Source organism: Streptomyces sp. MZ04 (assembly GCF_004684775.1).
Lineage (GTDB): Bacteria > Actinomycetota > Actinomycetes > Streptomycetales > Streptomycetaceae > Streptomyces.
Genome location: NZ_SRIC01000053.1, coordinates 1 through 19,113 on the forward strand (window position 1 = coordinate 1; position 19,113 = coordinate 19,113).

Annotated in this window: 19 protein-coding genes; 5 read left to right on the forward strand and 14 right to left on the reverse strand. The window is 71.5% G+C overall.

Annotated elements, in window-relative coordinates:
* Positions 1-117: 117 nt before the first annotated feature.
* From E2651_RS14345 to E2651_RS14380, 8 genes are all read right to left on the reverse strand, one after another.
* Positions 118-870, reverse strand: a complete 753-nt coding sequence (locus E2651_RS14345; RefSeq protein ID WP_135331500.1) for a ferredoxin reductase — start codon at positions 868-870, stop codon at positions 118-120.
* A complete protein-coding gene (locus tag E2651_RS14350) occupies positions 863-1,480 on the reverse strand; it encodes a sulfite oxidase-like oxidoreductase (protein ID WP_135331501.1) in 618 nt (205 codons plus the stop codon). The genes E2651_RS14345 and E2651_RS14350 overlap by 8 nt, the downstream gene beginning before the upstream one ends.
* On the reverse strand, positions 1,477-2,850 hold the full coding sequence (locus tag E2651_RS14355) for an amidohydrolase (RefSeq protein ID WP_135331502.1): 1,374 nt from the start codon (positions 2,848-2,850) through the stop codon (positions 1,477-1,479). Before E2651_RS14355 ends, E2651_RS14350 begins: the two co-directional genes overlap by 4 nt.
* 83 nt (positions 2,851-2,933) lie before the next feature.
* A complete protein-coding gene (locus E2651_RS14360; protein WP_135331503.1) occupies positions 2,934-3,701 on the reverse strand; it encodes a purine-nucleoside phosphorylase in 768 nt (255 codons plus the stop codon).
* Entirely contained in the window at positions 3,698-4,627 is a 930-nt protein-coding gene (locus E2651_RS14365; RefSeq protein ID WP_135331504.1) for an ABC transporter permease, read from the reverse strand. Before E2651_RS14365 ends, E2651_RS14360 begins: the two co-directional genes overlap by 4 nt.
* Positions 4,624-5,742 (reverse strand): ABC transporter permease, encoded by a 1,119-nt coding sequence (locus E2651_RS14370; RefSeq protein ID WP_135331505.1) that lies wholly within the window; start codon positions 5,740-5,742, stop codon positions 4,624-4,626. The genes E2651_RS14365 and E2651_RS14370 overlap by 4 nt, the downstream gene beginning before the upstream one ends.
* A 121-nt stretch (positions 5,743-5,863) precedes the next feature.
* The gene (locus E2651_RS14375) at positions 5,864-6,355 is read right to left on the reverse strand and encodes a nuclear transport factor 2 family protein (protein WP_135331506.1); all 492 of its coding nucleotides are present in this window, start codon (positions 6,353-6,355) and stop codon (positions 5,864-5,866) included.
* Positions 6,356-6,745: 390 nt separating this feature from the next.
* The gene (locus E2651_RS14380) at positions 6,746-6,925 is read right to left on the reverse strand and encodes a hypothetical protein (protein ID WP_135331507.1); all 180 of its coding nucleotides are present in this window, start codon (positions 6,923-6,925) and stop codon (positions 6,746-6,748) included.
* Positions 6,926-7,085: 160 nt separating this feature from the next.
* Between E2651_RS14380 and E2651_RS14385 the strand changes: the two genes are divergently transcribed.
* Both E2651_RS14385 and E2651_RS14390 read left to right on the forward strand, forming a co-directional pair.
* Positions 7,086-7,817 carry a sulfite exporter TauE/SafE family protein gene (locus E2651_RS14385; protein ID WP_135331508.1) on the forward strand — a complete coding sequence of 244 codons (732 nt, stop codon included), beginning with the start codon at positions 7,086-7,088 and terminating at the stop codon, positions 7,815-7,817.
* A 126-nt stretch (positions 7,818-7,943) separates the two neighbouring features.
* Positions 7,944-8,507: a hypothetical protein gene (locus E2651_RS14390; protein WP_135331509.1), complete on the forward strand. Its 564-nt coding sequence runs from the start codon at positions 7,944-7,946 to the stop codon at positions 8,505-8,507.
* 109 nt (positions 8,508-8,616) lie between these two features.
* Here the strand turns inward: E2651_RS14390 and E2651_RS14395 are convergent, their stop codons facing one another.
* Both E2651_RS14395 and E2651_RS14400 read right to left on the reverse strand, forming a co-directional pair.
* Positions 8,617-9,492 (reverse strand): undecaprenyl-diphosphate phosphatase, encoded by an 876-nt coding sequence (locus E2651_RS14395; protein WP_135331510.1) that lies wholly within the window; start codon positions 9,490-9,492, stop codon positions 8,617-8,619.
* Positions 9,493-9,625: 133 nt separating this feature from the next.
* Positions 9,626-10,090, reverse strand: coding sequence for a helix-turn-helix domain-containing protein (locus E2651_RS14400; protein ID WP_135331511.1), 465 nt, complete (start codon positions 10,088-10,090; stop codon positions 9,626-9,628).
* A 144-nt stretch (positions 10,091-10,234) separates the two neighbouring features.
* On the opposite strand from E2651_RS14400, the gene E2651_RS14405 reads away from it, so the two are divergent.
* A complete protein-coding gene (locus E2651_RS14405; protein ID WP_135331512.1) occupies positions 10,235-11,404 on the forward strand; it encodes a thiolase family protein in 1,170 nt (389 codons plus the stop codon).
* Positions 11,405-11,494: 90 nt separating this feature from the next.
* Here E2651_RS14405 and E2651_RS14410 read toward each other — a convergent pair whose 3' ends face one another.
* On the reverse strand, positions 11,495-12,199 hold the full coding sequence (locus E2651_RS14410) for a TVP38/TMEM64 family protein (protein WP_135331513.1): 705 nt from the start codon (positions 12,197-12,199) through the stop codon (positions 11,495-11,497).
* Between the two features lie 49 nt (positions 12,200-12,248).
* On the opposite strand from E2651_RS14410, the gene E2651_RS14415 reads away from it, so the two are divergent.
* Together E2651_RS14415 and tuf are read left to right on the forward strand one after the other, a co-directional pair.
* The gene (locus tag E2651_RS14415; RefSeq protein ID WP_135331514.1) at positions 12,249-12,965 is read left to right on the forward strand and encodes a DNA alkylation repair protein; all 717 of its coding nucleotides are present in this window, start codon (positions 12,249-12,251) and stop codon (positions 12,963-12,965) included.
* Positions 12,966-13,266: 301 nt separating this feature from the next.
* A complete protein-coding gene (gene tuf, locus E2651_RS14420; RefSeq protein ID WP_135331515.1) occupies positions 13,267-14,460 on the forward strand; it encodes an elongation factor Tu in 1,194 nt (397 codons plus the stop codon).
* 560 nt (positions 14,461-15,020) lie between these two features.
* On the opposite strand, the gene E2651_RS14425 is transcribed toward tuf, so the two are convergent.
* The 3 genes from E2651_RS14425 to E2651_RS14435 all read right to left on the reverse strand — a co-directional run bounded on the left by E2651_RS14425 (position 15,021) and on the right by E2651_RS14435 (position 19,103).
* Complete coding sequence (locus E2651_RS14425; RefSeq protein ID WP_209446150.1) at positions 15,021-17,978, reverse strand: trypsin-like peptidase domain-containing protein; 2,958 nt, start codon at positions 17,976-17,978, stop codon at positions 15,021-15,023.
* A 25-nt stretch (positions 17,979-18,003) separates the two neighbouring features.
* Complete coding sequence (locus E2651_RS14430; protein ID WP_245238812.1) at positions 18,004-18,315, reverse strand: trypco2 family protein; 312 nt, start codon at positions 18,313-18,315, stop codon at positions 18,004-18,006.
* A 107-nt stretch (positions 18,316-18,422) separates the two neighbouring features.
* Positions 18,423-19,103, reverse strand: coding sequence for a dihydrofolate reductase family protein (locus E2651_RS14435; protein ID WP_135331518.1), 681 nt, complete (start codon positions 19,101-19,103; stop codon positions 18,423-18,425).
* Between the last annotated feature and the right edge of the window lie 10 nt (positions 19,104-19,113).

The window sequence follows — 19,113 nt, forward strand, 5'->3', positions numbered from 1 at the left end:
GTGTTCGTGGTGCTGGGGGCGGTCGCGGTGGTGGGGTCCGTGGTGGCCGCGCTCGGGGCCGAGGAGACCGCGGGGCGGCGCTTGGAGGAGGTCTCGCCGTAGCGGGGGTCGGCCGGGCTAGCCGAACCGTTCGATCCGGACCCGGTCCACCGGCTGGCCCGCGGCCACCAGCAGGCGCGACGCATGCTCCGCGAAACCGTTCGAGCCGCAGATGTACGCCTCCCAGCCGCCCTCGGGGAGGGCGGAAGGGGTCAGCAGCGGGGCCAGGTGCCCCGCTGCCAGGCGGCCCTCCGTGCCCGTAAGCACCACCCTCGTCTCGTCCCCGTACTCATCCGCGTAGATCAGATCCTGCGGCGTACGCGCCGAGACGATCAGCCGCAGCGGCACCCCCACCCCCGCCTTCCGCCAGTACCGCAGCATCGACATCAGGGGGACGACCCCCGACCCCGCGCCAAGGAGCAGCGCCGGGCGGTCCCCCGGCCAGGCGAAGAAGCCGGACAGCGGTCCCCGCACCTCCACGGTGTCGCCGACACGGGCGACCGTGTGGAGGTGCCCGGACACCTCGCCGCCCGGCACATGGTCCAGGGTCAGTTCGATCTCGCCGGACGCCTCAGCGTCCTTTGGTGCGGAGGCGATCGAGTAGTGGCGCTGGGCGACATAGCCGTCCGGAGCCGTGAGGCGCAGCATCAGATGCTGGCCCGGCAGGTGCCCCTGCCAGCCGGGCACCTTGAGACGGAACGTCGAGACCGCGGGCGTCTCCCGGCGGATCTCCACCACCGTCGCCCGCTGCCAGACGGCCGCCGCGCGATTGCTCACCGCGATCCGGCCGGGCACGGCGAACCGCGTAGGGGGTACGAACGTGTCAGTCACCGGAGTAGCGCTCCTCCCGCCAGGGATTGCCCCGGTGGTGATAGCCGTTCTGCTCCCAGAAGCCCGGCTCGTCGTGGTCGAGGAGCCGCAGCCCCGCGACCCACTTCGCGCTCTTCCAGAAGTAGAGGTGGGGGACGATCAGGCGGGCGGGGCCGCCGTGCTCGGGAGGCAGCGGGCCGTCCTCGTACTCCCAGACGATCCACGCCTTCCCGTCCGTGACGTCGGAGAGGGGGAGGTTCGTGGTGTAGCCCGTGTGCGAGTACGCGACGATGTGCGTCGCCTCGGGGCGCGGCTCCGCGGCGGTCAGGAACGCGTCCAGGCTCACCCCGCCGAAGCGCACCCCGAACTTGGACCAGCTGGTTACGCAGTGGATGTCGCCCCGGTACTCGGATGCGGGCAGCGCGTGCGCCTCGTCCCACGTCCAGGTGCGGGGGGACGTGACCAGGCCGTCCACGCGGAACGTCCAGTCCGCGGGCGTCAGGTCCGGCGTCACCTCGGCAGAGAGGACCGGCCAGCTGTCGGCCGCGTCGTACTGGCCGGGAGGCAGTCGCGGATCGCGGTCGGCGGCGCGGGCGCGGCCGGTGAAGCCGCGGGTGGGTTCGAAGGTCATACGGTGCTTGCCACTTCGGGGGTGCTCGTCGGTGCGGTGGACGCCGCCGCGTCCCGCAGGGCGCCGAGTGCGTGCTGTTCGTCCAGGGTGACCAGCGTACGGTCCCGCATCAGGACCCGGCCGTCGACGACCGTGTCGCGGACGTCGGAGGACGCGGCGCTGTACGCCAGCATCGACCACGGGTCGTGCCGGGGCGCGAGGTGCGGGCGCGAGAGGTCGAGGACGATCAGGTCCGCGCGCTTGCCGGGTTCGAGGGAGCCGAGCTGGTCGGCGAGGCCGAGCGCCCGCGCCGACTCGATGGTCGCCATGCGCACCGCCTGCTCGGCGCCGACCGCCGTCGGGTCGCCGCCCGCCTTGTGCACGAGCGCCGCGAGGTTCACCGCGCCGAGCAGGTCGAGGGTGTTGGAGCTGACCGCGCCGTCCGTGCCGAGGCCCACCGTGACGCCCGCCTCGAGGAGGTCGGGGACGCGGGCTATGCCGCAGCCCAGCTTCAGGTTCGACACCGGGCAGTGCGCGACCGCCGTGCCGGTGCGGGCGAGCATCGCGATTTCCGCGTCGGTGAGGTCGACCGCGTGCGCCAGCAGCGTGTCCGGGCCGAGCACGCCGAGCGATTCGAGCAGTTCCACGGGGCGCATGCCGTGCTGCTCGAGGACGGTCGCCACCTCGCCCGCGTTCTCGGCGGCGTGGATGTGGAGGAGGGCGCCGTGCTCACGGGCGAGCGCGGTGATCGCCGTCAGCTGCTCGGGGCCCAGGGTGTACGCGGAGTGCGCGAAGAGCACCGGGCGGGTGCCCGGCGCCGGGGTGCGGGCGGCGAGGTCGGCGGCCGCCCAGCCGAGCCGGTCGGCGTAGGCGCGGCCGTCCGGCGGGCCCGGCACGTCCATGAACGTGGGACCGGTGAGCAGCCGCCACCCGGCGTCGCGGGCCACCGCCTCGGCCGCCTCGTGGAACCAGTACATGTCGAGCGCGGTGGTGACCCCGGCGCGTACGGACTCGGCGATCGCGCCGAGCATCCCCGCCGTGACCGTCGCCGGTGAGAGGCGCTGCGCCTCGGCCGGGATCACCCGGGCCAGGAAGCCCTGCAGGGTGACGTCGTCGGCGATGCCGCGGAACAGGGTCATCGCCAGGTGCGTGTGCGTGTTGATGAGGCCGGGAAGGACGAGACAGCCCTCGGCGTCCAGCTCATCGGCCGCCTCGTACGTGGCGCGCAGCCGCTCAGCCGGGCCGACCTCGACGATCTTCCCGGCGCGCACGGCGACCGCGCCGTCCGTCACGACGGTGCCCGACGGGTCGACGGTGAGGACGTCGCCGCCGTGGACCAGGAGATCCACGGAGCCGCCCCGGTCCTGGGCCGGCAGGTCAGTGGGGTGCATCGGTTCCGTTCTCCGTGGTCGAGCTGGTCTGGCAAGTTGACCTGGTCGAGCTGCCGAGCTGGTCGAGCTGGTCGAGCTGTCGTTCAGTGCTGCTGGGCCGTGGCCAGGAGGCGCAGCGCGTCCAAGGTTATCCGGGCGCCCCGGTCGACTCCGTCGGCGACCACGTTCCGGTGCGGGTTGTAGCCGCCGGTGGCCTCCTCGTCGACCAGCTCGTCGGCGTTGGCGCCGTCCACGACGAGCGCGCCGCCCGCCGTGAGACCGTGCGTGGAGGCGAAGACGAGCAGCGCCGAGAGCTCCATCTCGATGGCCGCGATCCCGGCCGCCGCGTACGCGTCGCCGGGCAGCGGCAGGAAGCCCGGCTGGAACGCGGCCCGCGTCCACACCACGCCCCGGTGGTGCGGGGCGTCGACCGCCCGCGCGGCGCGCTGGAGCGCGATGACCGCCTCCGGGGTCGAGAACGCCGGGTACTCGGCGGGGATCAGCTGCCCCGTCACGCCGTCGTCGCGCACCGCCGCGTCGGCGATGACCAGGTCGCCGTCGCCGATGCCGGGGCGGATCGCGCCGGCCGTACCGAGCCGCAGGATGGTGGTGACGCCCGCCTCGGCGAGCTCCTGGAAGAGGAGGATCGCGCCGGGTGCGCCGACGCCGTGCGACGCGACCACGACGGGGGTGCCCTGCCAGGTGCCGGTGAAGGCGCGGTACTCGCGGTGGTACGACACCTCCTTCGCGTCGGCCAGGAGGTCGGCGACGGCCGCCGCGCGGGCCGGGTCGCCGACGACGACCGCGCTGGTGGGCAGGCCGGTGCGCGGGACGCGGGTGATGGGCAGCGTGTCGCCGGGCGACGTCGTCATGCGGGTTCTCCTACCGGGGATACCGGAGATGCCGGGGATACCGGGGATACCGGGGACTTGCGGCGGCGCCTGCGCGCCGTGGACAGGAAGAGGGCGATCAGGGTCACCACGTACGGAGCGGCGTCGGTCGCCTGCTGCGGCATGCCGAGCCCCTGCAGCCGGAAACCGACGGCCTCCGCGATGCCGAAGAGCAGCCCCGCGAGCAGCACGCCGAGCGGCAGAGCGCGTCCCAGCATCACGGCGACCACGGCGATCCAGCCGCGCCCCGCCGTCATGTTCTCGGAGAACAACGTGACGTTGCCCAGGGCGAGTTGAGCACCCGCGAGCCCGCACAGCACGCCTGACGTCAGGACGGCGGCGTACTGATACTTCGCCGGGCTGACCCCCAGGGTCGCCGCCGCGTCAGGCGCTTCGCCGACGCCGCGCAGGCGCAGGCCCCACGGGTGGCGGGCGAGGAACACCGCCGCCACGGCGACGGCGGCCCACGACAGATAAACGAGCACGGAGTGCCCGGAGAGGACAGGACCGGCGAACGGGATGTCGACGCCGCCGAGACCCGCCAACTCCGGGTCGGAGAAGGTGCCCTGCACGCCGAAGACCGTACGCAGCAGGAATCCGGTGAGCCCGACCGCGAGGAGGTTCAGCGCGACGCCGAGGACGACCGCGTCGCCCCGCAGACTGATCGTCCCGACGGCGAGGACCATCGAGTACGCCGCCGAAGCCAGGGCGGCGAACACCACACCCAGCCAGGCGCTCCCGGTGAACCAGCTGCCCGCGACGCCGCTGAAACAGCCGATCAGCATCATGCCTTCGAGGCCGATGTTGAAGACGCCGGCCCGCTCGCAGATCGCGCCGCCGAGTGCGGCGAGCAGGATCGGGGTGAGGGCGAGCAGCGCGGAGTGGAACAGGGCGGAGTCGATGCTCATCGCACGCTCACTTCCTTCGCTTCCTTTGCTTCCTTCGCGTCGGTGTGCTTCTTCTTGGCGCGTCGCCACGTCAGGTTCAGCCGGGCGGCGAGGAAGACGATGACGACGGCCTGCAGGACCTGGGTCAGCTCGCGCGGCACGTCCGTGGTCCGCTCCATGGCGAGCCCGCCCACTTCGAGCGCCGCGAAGAACAGCGCCGCGAGGGCGGTCCCGATGGGCGCGGCGGCGGCGAGCAGGGCGGCGGTGAGTCCGGTCCAGGTGTGCCCGGCCGCGGTGAGCGAACCGTCGATGAAGCGGTACGGGAAGCTGAGCACGCCGATCGCGCCGACCAGGCCCGCGACGGCGCCGGAGAGCGCCATCAGACGCAGCGTCAGCTTCGGCCGGTCGACCCCGGCGTACGCGGCGAAGCGCGGATTGAGCCCCGTCATGCGGATCTCGTAGCCGGTGGCGGTACGGGCGTCCGCGAAGACGTACACGGCGGCGGCGACCGCCACGAGCACAAGGCCCACGGTGACGGTCGACGCCCCGAAGGCGGGCAGCTCGACCCCGTCCGGCAGCCGCCGGGTCTGCGGAAGGCTCGACCCCTCTTCCTTCAGCGGAAACCGCGCGAGATAGGAGGCGAAGGACATCGCCGGATATCCGAGCAGCAGACTGCTGACCAACAGCGGTACGCCGAACCGGTTCTGGCACACGGCGGCGAGCGCGGCGTACGCGGCGCCGGCCGCCATCCCCGCGAGCAGCGCGGCGACGACGGTGAGCGGTGCGGGCAGCGGCGAGTAGAGCCCCGTGGCGGCGGCCGCGATCCCGCCGAGCACCAACTGCCCGTCCCCGCCCAGGTTGAGCAGCCCGGCCCGCATCGGAATCGCGAGCGCGACGGCGAGCCCGATGATGCTGGTCCCGGTGGTGAGCGTGGACCCGATCCCGTCGGGCCCGAGCGCCCCGGTGACGACGGCGCCGTACGCCCCGACGGGATCGGCCCCGGTCCCGATCAGGAAGAGCGCGCCGACGAGGACGGCGACGGCGCCGCGCCACCGGGCCGAGGCGAGCAGCTCCCCGCCCGCGGGGGGCGTCAGACGGGCCCGCCACCCGTTCCGGTCGTCGCCGACTGCCTCCATGCAGCGCCTCCTCGGTCCTCGACGCCGGGTCGTGCTTACCAGTGTGCGCGCCCGCGACGATCTAGGACAGAGGGCCTGCGCAGACCGTGCCGCCCCGTGTCCTTCGTACTGTCCTCCGCACTCATCCGGCGGCGGAGCTCTGGTCGTGGCGTACGGGGCTCTGCCGCCACTTCTCCTCGACGACCACCTGCCGCAGCCGCCAGCCGGCGTGCGTGCGCAGCGCCGCGAAGGCGTACCGGCCGCCGCACACGAAGTCCGGCGCCGTGGATGCCTCCCCGTCGTCCCGCGCGAACCGCATGGGGTTCACATAGTCGGCCTGTACGTGGGCCGTGTCGCCGGTGTCCTGGTCCAGGGTCCCGAACCGGAGCCTGCGGTTGACGATCAGATGCTGGCGCATCGGGAACAGCCGCATCGTGTCGGCGAGCCACGCGGCGATGTCGGCGGCACCTCCCTCGATGCCGCCCGCCGAGCGGTAGTCCGCGCGGCCGTCCGGCGCGAACAGCTTCCGGTAGCCGTCCCAGTCGCCGTCGTCGACGGTGACCGCGTACTCGGTGATCAGGGCATCGATGGCCAACCGGTCGAGCACGGCCGCGAGTTCCACACGCTGCGTCATCGGCTCAGTGTTGGGCACCGGGGGTGCACAGCCAAGGGGCGTGCAGGGGCGAACCCTGGGTTCACAGTGTCACCCGCTGACGGGAGACCAGCCCCGACCGGCCCGCGGGTTCATCACCGCACCTCCCGCGGAGCGTTCAGCGCCCGGCGCTGCGCCGCGCCGCCGCCAGCGAGGCCGGGTCGAGCTCGACGACGAGTTCATCGCCCTCGTGCCTGCCGCGTTCCTCGATGGCAAGCCCGATCAGCGCCAACTCGCGAGAGGCCCGCCGAGCGCGGCGAGCAGCGCCGCGTCCCGCCGATGGCGAAGGTACTGCTCATGAGCCCGCATACCCGCAGCGTAGTGATCGTCGCCGGTGGTGTGCTGGTCCCAAGTGCCTTCCCGGCGTGGCGCCTACGCCGCCTTCACGACCTCGTCGCGCACGGCTGCCGCCCACTCGGTCACCAACTGCTCGTACTCCCGCCGCTGTTCCGCCGAAAGGCGGCCGTCGGCGCGCAGCCACAGGCCGCGGATCCGCTCGTTCAACTCCGCGGCGGACCGCACGGAACCAGAGGGCTGAGGGCTTAAGGGCATGAGGTCAAGCCTAGGGGATAGCTACGACAATCGGAACTGTCAGCTACTGGGCAGATCCTCCAAGTGAGCGTCGAGGGGCTGGTGTTGGGGCTGGTGCGCGGTGAGGCTGTGATGGATCACTCAGGAGAGGGATCTGTGGTGCGTCGGTGAGGAGTGGGCTGTGGCGAGCGGTTGGACGGCCGATCTGCTGCTCGGCGGCATCGTTCTACTCGGCGCTTCGGTGCAGTGGCTCACCGGCATGGGGTTCGCGCTCGTCGCGGTGCCCGCCCTGGTGCTGATCCTCGGCCCGGCCGAAGGCGTGGTCCTCGCCAACTGCGCAGGCTGTGCGATCAGCCTGGTCGGCCTCGCCGCGTCCTGGCGGCAGGTGCGCCCGTCCTCGATGGTCCCGCTGGTCGCGGCGGCCGTGTGCACGGTCCCCGCGGGCACCTGGGCGGCCCGTCGGCTGCCCGAGCCCATGCTGCTCGCCGGTATGGGGGCGCTGGTGAGCGTGGCGGTGCTGCTGGTGATGCGGGGCGTCCAGATGCCCGCCCTGCGCGGCAGGAAGGGGGCGCTTGCCGCGGGCGCGGCGGGCGGGTTCATGAACGCGTCGGCGGGTGTGGGTGGTCCGCCGGTCTCCCTGTACGCGGTCAACGCGGGCTGGACGGTGCGGGAGTTCGTGCCGAACGCGCAGTTCTACGGCGTCGTGGTGAACGCGTTCTCCATCGCGGCCAACGGCCTGCCACGCCTTGCCGCACCCGTGTGGGGCCTGGCGGTGACCGCGATGGCGGTGGGCGCCGTGATCGGCAGGGTGATCGCGGCCCGGATGCCGGAGAACCGCGCCCGCCTCGTCGTGCTGCTGCTCGCCCTGGCAGGCGGGGTCACGACGCTCGGCAAGGGGCTCTGGGGGCTGTGATACGACCCCGATTCGGCCTCAATCCGGCCCCGTCCGGAGAGGAGGACGCGCCCGGCCACCCGCGCGCCATGGGGGTTCATCGGCCCGACGCGACGGCGCGCGGGCCCAGCGAGTGGAGGACCACTCATGTCCCACTGCGTCAGTCTTTCGGTGGACTTCACCCAGGGCCTCAACGATGCCTGGTCCAAGGTCGCGCAGTTCGTGCCGCAGCTCATCGGCTTCCTGGTCGTCCTGGCCATCGGCGGGTTCATCTCGAAGATGATCGCGCGCGTCCTCGACCGGGTCCTTCGCAAGGTCGGCTCGGAGAAGCTCGCCGATCGCGCGGGCGCGTCCAAGCTCCTCGAGGGCTCCAAGTACGACATGACGGCGATCATCTGCAAGGTCGTCTCCTACACCCTGCTCCTGATCACGCCCCAGCTCGGCACCATCGTCTGGGCCTGCGTCGTCGCCCTCGGGGCCATCGCGGCCCTCGGTCGGGCGGGCATCGCGACCTCGGTCACCCAGCCGGTGCTGTACGCGGCGCTCGCGGCCGGTGCCGGCATCATGATCGTCGGTGTGGGCGGCGGTCTCATCGGCCCGATGCGGCAGCGCTGGGAGCGCTGGCTCGACACGGCGGAGAAGGAGACGGCGAAGGCGCGCGGCAGCGTCAGCGCGTACCAGGCGGGCCGGGAGGACGCGCTCGCCAAATGAGCCCGGCGCCCCGCACCTCGAGCCGGTCCCGGATCTCAGCGACATGCTGGTCCACCGCGGCCGTGAATCCCGGTTCTTGGTCACAACGAAGGCCCCGCCAGGCCCCGCCTCACCCCGCCGATTCCCCCGCGTGCGGGCTGAGCGCGCCGGCGCCGACGAGGATGAACAGGAGGATGCCGAGCAGGATCCGGTAGTACACGAACGGCATGAAGGACTTCGTCGTAATGAACTTCATGAACCACGCGATCACCGCGTAGCCCACCACGAAGGCGATGATCGTCGCGAAGATCGTCGGGCCCCACGACACATGACCGCCCTCGCTCGCGTCCTTCAGCTCGAAGGCGCCGGAGGCCAGGACGGCCGGGATGGCGAGCAGGAACGAGTAGCGGGCCGCGGCCTCGCGGGTGTAGCCCATCAGGAGGCCGCCGCTGATCGTGGCGCCGGAGCGGGAGACGCCGGGGATGAGGGCCATGGCCTGGCAGACACCGAAGATCAGGCCGTCACGTACGCTCAGCTCCTTGAGGCTCTTGCGTTCCTTCACGGCGCGGTGCTTGCCGCCGGTCTCGTCGCGGGCCGCGAGGCGGTCGGCGATGCCGAGGACGATGCCCATGACGATGAGCGTCGTGGCGATAAGCCGCAGATCGCGGAAGGGTCCCTCGATCTGGTCCTTGAACGTGACGCCGAGTACCCCGATCGGGATCGAGCCGACGATGACGAGCCAGCCCATCTGAGCGTCGTGGTCGGAGCGCGGCACCTTGCCGAAGAGGGAGCCGAACCACGCCGTGATGATCCGGCCGATGTCCTTGCGGAAGTAGATCAGCACGGCGGCCTCGGTGCCGATCTGGGTGATCGCGGTGAACGCGGCCCCCGGATCGTGCCAGCCCGCGAACGCCGCGGTCAGCCGCAGATGCGCGCTGGACGAGATCGGGAGGAACTCGGTCAGTCCCTGGACGAGCCCGAGGATGAAGGATTCAAGCCAAGACATGGAAACTGCGCCGTCCAAGTACTGATCATTGGGCTGCGGGTGCGGTCACGTGCGTCAGGTGGAGATGGATGCGGGCGGTACATGAGCGAGGGGTGATCAAGCCCTCGCCGTGGGGCAGCGTAGCGTCACTGGGTTAAGCGGCCGCCGTCGGACCCGTCGTCGTCCAGCCGGGGGCCTGCGGGTGCGCGGTGAGGTCGTCGTGGTGGACGCGGTCCCCGCAGGCCTCGCAGGTCACGACCGGGAGCATCTCGTGGCCGCAGACGTGCTCGATGACCATCGGGCGGTCGTCGTCCCCGCGCAGGTGGCGGTCGCCCCAGGCCATCAGGGTCATCAGGACCGGTTCGAGCTCGAGGCCCGCCTGTGTGGGGCGGTACTGGAAGCGCTGCGGGCGTTCGCTGTAGGGGATCTTCTCCAGGACGCCCGCGTCCACCAGGCGGCGCAGGCGCGTGGCGAGGACGTCGCGCGGGGCGCCGATGTTGCGCACCAGCTGGTCGAAGCGTCCGTTGCCGAGGCAGACCTCGCGCAGGACGAGCAGGGAGTACTTCTCGCCGACGAGGGCGAGGGCGTCGGCGATCGAGCAGGGGCGCGCATCCTTCATGCGCGCAGTCTAGGGGGAGCGAAGGGGAGGGTTTGAATTTCCAACTCGCGGGGCTATGGTGAGTTCAGATTTCCTACTCACTGGTAATCGCCCTGGGGGAGTGCCGTTGCGTGCCCCTCCACGGCGCCCTAGGAGGCCCGCACCATGCGTGACGCCGTCATCGTCGAAGCCGTACGCACCCCGGTCGGCAAGGGCAAGCCCAACGGCTCCCTCGCCCATATCCACCCGGTCGAGCTCCTCGCCCACACCCTGCGCAGCCTCGTGGAGCGCAGCGGTGTCGACCCGGCCCGCATCGACGACGTGATCGGCGGCTGCGTCGACCAGGTCGCCGAGCAGGCCATGAACACCACCCGCTACGCCGTCCTGTCCGCCGGCTTCCCGGAGTCGGTGCCCGCCACCACCGTGGACCGCCAGTGCGGTTCCTCCCAGCAGGCCGTGCACTTCGCCGCCCAGGGGGTCATCTCAGGTGCGTACGACATGGCCGTCGCCTGCGGTGTGGAGTCGATGAGCCGCGTACCGATGTGGTCGAACGTCCCCGCGGGCGCCGACCCCTTCGGCCCCGGCGTCGCCGAGCGCTTCCCCGAAGGGCTCGTCCCGCAGGGCATCAGCGCCGAACTCATCGCCGCCAAGTGGTCCATCGGGCGTGAGCGGATGGACGCCTTCGCGACGACGTCGCACCAGCGCGCCGCGCGGGCCTGGGACCAGGGCCTCTTCGACGCGGAGGTCGCCCCGATCGAGGGCGTCACCCGCGACGAGTCCGTACGTCCGGCCACCACTCCGGAGATCCTCGCCGGTCTGAAGCCGGCTTACGAAGACGCGGTTTTTGGTGAGCGCTTCCCGCAGATCGACTGGTCCGTCACTGCGGGCAACACCAGCCCGATCAATGACGGGGCGTCCGCCGTTCTCATCACCACCAGCGAGAACGCGGCGCGGCTGGGGCTGCGCCCGCTGGCCCGGCTGCACAGTTTCGCCGTCACCGGGTCCGATCCGCTCCTCATGCTCACCGGCGTTCTGCCCGCCACCGAGAAGGTGCTGCGCAATGCCTCGTTGAGCCTTGACGACATCGACCTCTTCGAGGTCAACGAGGCGTTCGCGAGCGTCGTCCTCGCCTGGCTGCAGGAGACTGGCGTCGACCCGGAGAAGGTGAATGTGCACGGCGGCGCGATTTCGTTGGGGCATCCCTTGGGTGCGAGTGGTACGCGGCTCATGACGACCCTGGTGCATGCCATGCGGGTCCGTGGCGCTCGCTTTGGGCTGCAGACCATGTGTGAGGCCGGGGGCCTTGCCAACGCCACCATTCTCGAAGCGTTGTAGCTCCGCTGGGGGGCGGTACTTCGTCTGGAGGTGCGTGGGGGCTGGTCGCGCTCACGCGGCGGAGCCGCACAATGTCACAGCCCCGCGCCCTTACGGGCGCAGGTGGTGGCGCTTGCGCCAGGCCACCAGTACTCCCGCCAACCCCGTCACCGCGATGAACCCCATCGCGATCAGGAAGGTGGGCGACGTGGGCGTCGACGCTCGGGCGCCTGCGATGACGTACGCCGCGGTGTTCGGGATCGAGCCCAGGGCCGTGGCGAGCAGGAACGGCAGCCAGCCCATGCGGGACACCGCCGCACAGTAGTTGGCGGCCGCGAACGGCACCCCGGGAAACAGCCGCACGGCGAGCATCGACCGGAAGCCGTGCCTGCTCAGCTGCCCGTCGGCCGCGTTCAGCCAGCGCCCCCGGAGCAGCGGGCGCAGCGCGTCCTGTCCCAGCATCCGGCCGAGGCCGAAGGCGATCCCCGCGCCGAGAACCGTCCCCGCGATCGCCGCCGCCAGCCCCGCCTGCGATCCGAACAGGGCGCCGGCCGCCAGATTGAGCAGGGGGCGCGGCACGAACGCCGCGGTGCACAGGCCGTACGCGGCGGCGAAGACCAGCACGGCGGCGGCGCCGCCCAGCTGCCCGGGCCAGCCGTCGGAGAGCAGCCGCTGCGGCTCGAAGACCAGCACGCACGCCCCGGCCGCCACGAGCAGCCCCACCAGCAACGACAACCGCGACCACGGAGAGAGCAGGGCCCTCGCGCAGCGCACGGCGAGGCCCTGCGGGCGGGCGGCAGCGGCGGTGTCGAGCATCCGGGGAGACTAACCGACTTAACGGTGTGATCGCCGTAGGGTGCGTCTCATGAGCGTCACAGCCCAAGGCGTCACCATCCCGCGCAGCGGCCTGGCCGACACCGTCATGGAGCGGCTCACCGCGACGTACCCGAAGGCGGCCGATCCGCGGCGGGCCGCGCAGACACAGGCGTACCTGAAAGACGTCGCACCCTTCCTGGGCGTGCCCGCGCCGCTGCGCCGCGAGCTGTCCCGCACCGTGCTCGCCGGGACCCCGCGCCCCGATGAGACGGACTGCACGGCGATCGCGCTGCGCTGCTGGGAGCTGCCGGAGCGCGAGTACGCCTACTTCGCCGTCGACTATCTGCGCCGCCACGTGAAGCGCCTCTCCTCCGGCTTCCTGCCCGTCGCGCGCCACCTGGTCACCACCGTCTCTTGGTGGGACACGGTCGACGCGCTCGCCGCGCACGTCGTCGGCGGCCTTGTCGCGGCCGACCCGCGGCTCCTCACGTCCGAGATGGACAGCTGGATCGAGGACGACGACCTATGGGTGGCCCGTACCGCGCTCCTCCATCAGCTCCGCTACAAGGACGCCACCGACACCGAGCGTCTCTTCGCGTACTGCCTGCGCCAGTGCGGGCACCCCGACTTCTTCATCCGCAAGGCCATCGGCTGGTGCCTGCGCGAGTACGCCAAGACCGACCCGGACGCGGTGCGCGGCTTCGTCGAGCGGGAGCGCGGCCGTCTGGCACCGCTCTCGGTGCGCGAGGCGCTGAAGAACCTCTGACCGGCCCCAACTGCCGCCCGGCGAAAACCATTCGCCCCGCAGGGTCCGATCGGCGATGATCTGCGACATGTTCCGGTACGCCTTTCCCGCAGCTTCGACCGCAGTCGCGGTCGCTGCGAAGGCTGCCGTCTTCCTCTGCGCCGCACTTCCCGTCGACGGCGCCCGACGCTGACCCTCCCCGGACACTCCGGCGGACCCCTTAGGGGGAGGGTCGGTTCGGCCCCGGGGTCCCCGTCCCGAGCGCGTACGCGATGACGTGCGCCCAGGACTTCAGCCTTCGAGTTCCCCAGAAGGAACCGCCATGTCCAAGACGGCTTACGTCCGCACGAAACCGCACCTCAACATCGGCACGATGGGCCATGTCGACCACGGCAAGACCACCCTGACCGCCGCCATCACCAAGGTCCTCGCCGAGCGCGGCACCAGCACGTTCGTGCCCTTCGACCGCATCGACCGCGCCCCCGAGGAGGCGCAGCGCGGCATCACCATCAACATCGCGCACGTCGAGTACGAGACGGACACCCGCCACTACGCCCACGTGGACATGCCGGGCCACGCCGACTACGTAAAGAACATGGTCACCGGCGCCGCGCAGCTCGACGGCGCGATCCTCGTCGTCTCCGCGCTCGACGGGATCATGCCGCAGACCGCCGAGCACGTCCTGCTCGCCCGCCAGGTCGGCGTCGACCACATCGTCGTCGCCCTCAACAAGGCCGACGCCGTCGACGACAGCGAGGACGCAGTGCTCACCGACCTCGTCGAGCTCGAGGTGCGCGAGCTGCTGAACGCGCACGGGTACGGAGGCGACTCCGTCCCCGTCGTACGCGTCTCGGGGCTGAAGGCGCTCGAGGGCGACCCGCGCTGGACCGCCGCCATCGAGGCGCTGCTCGACGCGGTGGACACCTATGTGCCCATGCCCGAGCGGTACGTCGACGCGCCCTTCCTGCTGCCCGTGGAGAACGTGCTCACCATCACCGGTCGCGGCACGGTCGTCACCGGCGCCGTCGAGCGCGGCACCATCAAGGTCGGCGACCGCGTCAGCGTCCTCGGCGGTCTCGGCGCGGACTCCGAGACGGTGGTCACCGGGCTCGAGACCTTCGGCAAGCCCATGGACAGCGCCCAGGCCGGCGACAACGTCGCGCTGCTCCTGCGCGGGGTGCCCCGCGATGGGGTGCGCCGCGGCCACATCGTGGCGGCGCCCGGCAGCGTCACACCTGCGCGTCATTTCACCGCGCAGGTGTACGTCCTGTCGACGAAGGAGGGCGGCCGGCGTACGCCGATCGCCTCCGGCTACCGGCCGCAGTTCTACCTCCGCACCGCGGACGTGGTCGGTGACGTCGACCTCGGCAAGGCCGCCGTCGCCCGGCCTGGTGACACCGTCACCATGACGGTCGAGCTCGGCCGTGACGTGCCCCTGGAGCCGGGACTCGGCTTCGCGATCCGCGAGGGCGGCCGCACCGTGGGCGCGGGCACCGTGACCGAGGTGCTCGCCTAGGGAGCTGGCGGTCAGGATCCGGGGTCGTCTGTTCTCCGGGCCGGTGCCTGGTCTGCATGCGCTTCAGTACGTACGCAGACCAGGCACCGGCCGTTCGGGCCGCGTGCTTCCTCAGAGTCGGCAGCCCACGCGGCCCCAGCGTGGTCTACTCCCAGCTGCACGGGGCGGGCGCGGTAGACGGCGACCGGACCGAACTCGCCGAGTGGCGCGGCGGCTACAGGGAGGGCGGTGCCGGCAAGGGGCACAGGCAGCAGAAGGATCTAGCGTGCGGGGGGCAACCCGTGGCAGTGAGCGGACGTGTGTGACGATCGCCGGCTAGATCTTCATCAGCGAATCCCGGATCCGATCCGTGTCCAGCGGGGGCACCCGACAGCCCTGGCGCAGCTCCGTCTTGCCCTCGGGGATGTCGCGGCTCTCCAATTCCGCCGGGGTAGCGCAAGGGGCCAGCCGGCGGCCCGGGACTCGCCGTCCGGGGAGCATGCTGGTGACCCAGTGTGGGTCGGGTGATCCGTGCAGGATCGCACCGGGCAGGCCGGCCCGACGATCGTCGCCGAACGGATTCAGTCCGCCAGTCGGCGGGCGTCATCGGTGAGCCAGGCAGGGGCGATGACCTCGGCGTTTGCGTCAAGGGCAGCAGCCGCGCGCGTCAGAGCATCGGCGGCGGCCTGCCGAGCGGTGGGGAGGGCGCGGGCAGCCTCGGCCAGGGAGCGGGCCGCTTCCGCTTGGGCTGCTCCGGCGATCTGGAGCGCGGTCGAGGCGCGTTCGGCTGTGGTGGCGGCCTCCGTGAGGCGGTCGTCGCGCCAGTGCGCCCAGGCGAGGTTGAGCAGGCAGACGCCCTCCGCCCGGGGGTTCTCCATGAGCGAGGCTTCGTGGCGGGCTTCTTCGAGGGCCGAGGCCGCTTGCTCCGGGTCGTCGAGGGCCAGGAGAGCGATGCCTCGCGCGTTCAGTGCGTAGGCGATCGCCTCCTGACTGCCGGCGGCGCGGTAGGCGCGGGCCGTCTCAGCGCCGGCGTCGGCGGTCTCCTGCCAGCGGCCCAGCGTGAGCAGGGCGATGGTGCGCGCGTTGCCCGCACGGGCGGCCGTGAGCGGATCGCCGCTCGCCTCGGCCATCGCGTGCAGCTGGTCAGCACCGTCCAGCGCGCTCTCGCCGTCGCCGAGGTAACTGTGGGCGAGGCTGAGGGAGAGCCTCGCGTGCACTTCGCGCTCGGTGTCGCCGAGTTCGTGCGCCAGCTCGGCGGCGCGGGCGAGAGGTTCGACGGTGGCTCCCTGGTCGCCGAGTTGCCGGTGGGCATCTCCGAGGCCGAAGAGCGCGTTCTGCAGTGCGGGCCTGTCACCGAGGCGTTCGGCAAGGGCGGCCGCTTCGGTGAACAGCTGGGCCGCCTGTTCCATCGGTCCCGCGCTGAGCCGGGCGTGCCCGTAGGCGACGGAGTGCGCGAGACGCACCCGCTCGTCGCCGATGTGCCCGTCGACGGCGAGGTGCATCGAGACGGCGGCGAGCACCGAGCCGTGCCAGACGAGCCATTCGCTGATCTCGTTCAGCACCCGCGCGGCGCCGTCGTGGTCGCCCGCTCGCACGAGGTGGTCGAACTGCCGTCGGTGCGGCTCGATGTCCTCCAGCGTCCGCCATGTGCCGCGCGGCTTGGCCTGGCGCGCGTACCACGATGCAATCTCCCGTTGCACTGCCTGCCTCCTGAAAGGTCCGTGCTGTGGCATCCGTCCGTAAGCGATCTCCGCGTCCAGCGGGTGAAGGGCGAAGGTGCGACGCGCCCGGTCCACGGACACCAGATGCACGCGGATGAGGGACATGAGGACGGGTATCACGGGCAGGTCCGGATCGAGTCCGTCCACGATCTCCACGACCACGCTCTGCTCGGCGGGGGTACGCAGCGCGGCGAGGACACCGAGGACGGCATGCGCCCGCTCGTCAAGGCGTCCGTAGCGGTCCTGGGCAAGCTCGGCTACGACGCTGTCGCGTTGGGTGAAGTCCTGCAGTACGTCCTGAAGGCTGGGCAACAGCACCGTGTCGTCGTCGGCGAGCACACCGACGAGGAGTTCCAGCGCGCGTGGGACGCCGTGGACACGGACCGCGGCGGCCAGCAGTTCCTCGTCGGACAGGTCGGCCATACCGAGGCTGCCGTCCCGGTCGAGTTCGCGCAGCAGCGCCACCGCCTCGGCGGGGCCCAGGCCCTCGGAGAGTTTCACGTGCGCGGCGAAACGCCGCAGTTCGGGGGCGAGGCGCACCGGTACCTGGCTGGTGACGAGGAGACGTGGGGTGGCGGGAACCCTGAACAGCCAGTCGAGGAGGACCGCCAGCTCCTCGTCTGCGATGCTGCCGTCGTCGTGGAGCAGGTCCTCCAGATTGTCCATGAGGATGACGATCAGCCGGTCGCCCATCGCCACGCGCAGTTCGTCGAGCCTGTCCTGCATCGTCCCGGCGGCGGCCCAGACCTTGCGCAGATTCGTTTCCTGCTCGGATCCGAGCAGCCGGGCGCAGTCGAAATAGAGGCGTTCCAGAGAGATCCCGGAGGTGCGGGTGGAGAGGTTGACCAGGCCGAACGGGAGTGACCCCTCAGCGGGGCGAGGCCATTCGCCGCGGTCGAGGAGGTCCATGACCTTCGCGGCGAGCGCGCTCTTGCCGATGCCGCGCGGGCCGGTGATGGTCACCATGCGGGTAGCAGGATCGTTCAAGTGGCGCGCGATCTCGTCGCGTTCATGGGTGCGGTTCTTGAACAGCTCGATGCCGTGCGCCACGGGAACCCCGACCACCCGCACGCCACGCGCCCACGCCTCGCGCGGTTCTCCGGGGACGGCGAGGGGCAGGGCCCCCGTGTCCGGGAGCGCAAGGAGACGGGCGAGTTCCGCGCGGTCTGCGGCGTCGCACGCCTGCAGCGCACGGTCGAGGCGGACCGCGGTGAGTCGGCCCGCACCCTCCGAGCGGTGGTGCTCGGCGACCACGCCGATGATCCGGTTGCCGGCCCACACCGCGGCACCGGACATGCCCGCCCACGGCGACGCGCCCGGATCGGGATCGGTTCCGGCCGGAATCACGGTCACTTCCAGCGTGCCGGTACGCAGGTTGGAGAGTGCTGCCACGGTGCCGTCCGCCTGGTGCAGTTCGCGGAAGTACGCGCCGTCGGTGCTGCGGCGCTGCTTCCACAGCGGGAATCCGGCAGCGTGTACGCCGATCACGCCGTGCCGGTCGTCAGCGATGCGCCCGAAACGGGCCCGTTCGATGACCTCGGATGCTGCTGGTGGTGGTACCACGGTCAGCACCGCGAGGTCGCTGCCCTCGTCCGCCCAGGCCACGGTCGCCGCAGCCGACCACTCTCCGGGACGGTCGGCGTCGCACCGCACGACAACCCCGGTCGCATCGGCGACCACATGGGCAGCCGTGAGGATCACACCAGCGGAGATCCGATAACCGGAGCCACGCCGCCTGCCGCTGCCGTTTTCGGCAATGACCTCGGCGATCCGGTGCGGGTCGAGCCCGGGCCCATCGGCCGGGGAATCGGGCCTCACCGAGCGCTCAAGAGATTCAGCAGGCTCAGCGCTCATGGGGCAGCTCGACACCCGAGATCAGCGCGGGCCGGTCGGGTGCGTCGCCACGTACCGGCTGAAGGGTGAGCATGACCCGCTGGGTGGCCACGTGCGCGGACCGAGCGGAATGGTGGACGTCGAACACCCAGAACCTCACCTTGGCCCCCGGCTCCCGGCTCCGTTCCACGCCCACGGTGAGTTCGAGTTCGAGCTTCTCCGCCTGGAACCGGAGCCCTTCGCCTTCCCCGTCCGCCATGGCCCGGCTCAGCTCGCTCCGCAACTGGGCGATCATGTCCGCCAGTTCCACCGCGTCGTCCACTCTCGGCCCTCTCCTCGCCCGACACCAACCGACCATGTGCCCGCCGAGCATACCGACGGATGGTCAACTGCACGGCGCGCGGACCGACTTGCGCTCCCGACAGCGTCTCAGGAACGGATTTTCGGGGCGTAGCGCAGCAGAACGACATCATCGATGGGGCGTGCTTCAAGGAGTTTCATACGGGCTGTGGAACCACCGGGATACTGCGCCGGGGCCAGGAACGTCGGCGCGGCGGCCTCGCCCACCAGGAGCGGTGCGACGACGAAGTGGAGTTCATCGGCCAGGTTCTGCGCCAGGAGCTGGGTGTGGATCGTCCCGCCGCCTTCCACCAGGAGCCTTTCCACCCCGCGTCGGCCGAGTTCGTCAAGGAGGAGGGGCCAGTCGAGGGCGGGGCCGGTACTGACGATGCCGGCGAGGGTGCCCAGGATGCGACGGACCCGGGACAGCGCGCCGTCCACCGTGAAGACCAGCTTCTCGCCCCCGCAGTGCCAGAACGCGCCCCTCGCGTCCAACTCGGCGGACCCGGTGACCGTGACCTTGAGCGGATGCTCCGGCTTGCCGGACGCGATGCGCCGGGCACGCCGTTCGGCGCTCGTCACCAGCAGTCGCGGGTTGTCCCTGCGCAAGGTGGTGGCGCCGACCAGGATGGCGTCAGCCGCGGCTCGTTCACGGTCGACGCGGTCGAGGTCCCGGCGGTTGGAGAGCACGAGCCGCTCACGGGCGGTGTCATCCAGACGGCCGTCCACGGAGACAGCCGCCGACAGAAGTACGTACGGGCGAATGGCCATGGCCCGGGCG

Excerpts from the sequence above, each read along its gene's own strand:
- E2651_RS14380 (WP_135331507.1), bottom strand. The coding sequence starts at position 6,925 with ATGCCCTTAAGCCCTCAGCCCTCTGGTTCCGTGCGGTCCGCCGCGGAG.
- E2651_RS14395 (WP_135331510.1), bottom strand. The coding sequence starts at position 9,492 with ATGTCTTGGCTTGAATCCTTCATCCTCGGGCTCGTCCAGGGACTGACC.
- E2651_RS14400 (WP_135331511.1), bottom strand. The coding sequence starts at position 10,090 with ATGAAGGATGCGCGCCCCTGCTCGATCGCCGACGCCCTCGCCCTCGTC.
- tuf (WP_135331515.1), top strand. The coding sequence starts at position 13,267 with ATGTCCAAGACGGCTTACGTCCGCACGAAACCGCACCTCAACATCGGC.
- E2651_RS14365 (WP_135331504.1), bottom strand. The coding sequence starts at position 4,627 with ATGAGCATCGACTCCGCCCTGTTCCACTCCGCGCTGCTCGCCCTCACC.
- E2651_RS14410 (WP_135331513.1), bottom strand. The coding sequence starts at position 12,199 with ATGCTCGACACCGCCGCTGCCGCCCGCCCGCAGGGCCTCGCCGTGCGC.
- E2651_RS14360 (WP_135331503.1), bottom strand. The coding sequence starts at position 3,701 with ATGACGACGTCGCCCGGCGACACGCTGCCCATCACCCGCGTCCCGCGC.
- E2651_RS14415 (WP_135331514.1), top strand. The coding sequence starts at position 12,249 with ATGAGCGTCACAGCCCAAGGCGTCACCATCCCGCGCAGCGGCCTGGCC.
- E2651_RS14435 (WP_135331518.1), bottom strand. The coding sequence starts at position 19,103 with ATGGCCATTCGCCCGTACGTACTTCTGTCGGCGGCTGTCTCCGTGGAC.
- E2651_RS14370 (WP_135331505.1), bottom strand. The coding sequence starts at position 5,742 with ATGGAGGCAGTCGGCGACGACCGGAACGGGTGGCGGGCCCGTCTGACG.
- E2651_RS14350 (WP_135331501.1), bottom strand. The coding sequence starts at position 1,480 with ATGACCTTCGAACCCACCCGCGGCTTCACCGGCCGCGCCCGCGCCGCC.
- E2651_RS14355 (WP_135331502.1), bottom strand. The coding sequence starts at position 2,850 with ATGCACCCCACTGACCTGCCGGCCCAGGACCGGGGCGGCTCCGTGGAT.
- E2651_RS14375 (WP_135331506.1), bottom strand. The coding sequence starts at position 6,355 with ATGACGCAGCGTGTGGAACTCGCGGCCGTGCTCGACCGGTTGGCCATC.
- E2651_RS14390 (WP_135331509.1), top strand. The coding sequence starts at position 7,944 with ATGTCCCACTGCGTCAGTCTTTCGGTGGACTTCACCCAGGGCCTCAAC.
- E2651_RS14405 (WP_135331512.1), top strand. The coding sequence starts at position 10,235 with ATGCGTGACGCCGTCATCGTCGAAGCCGTACGCACCCCGGTCGGCAAG.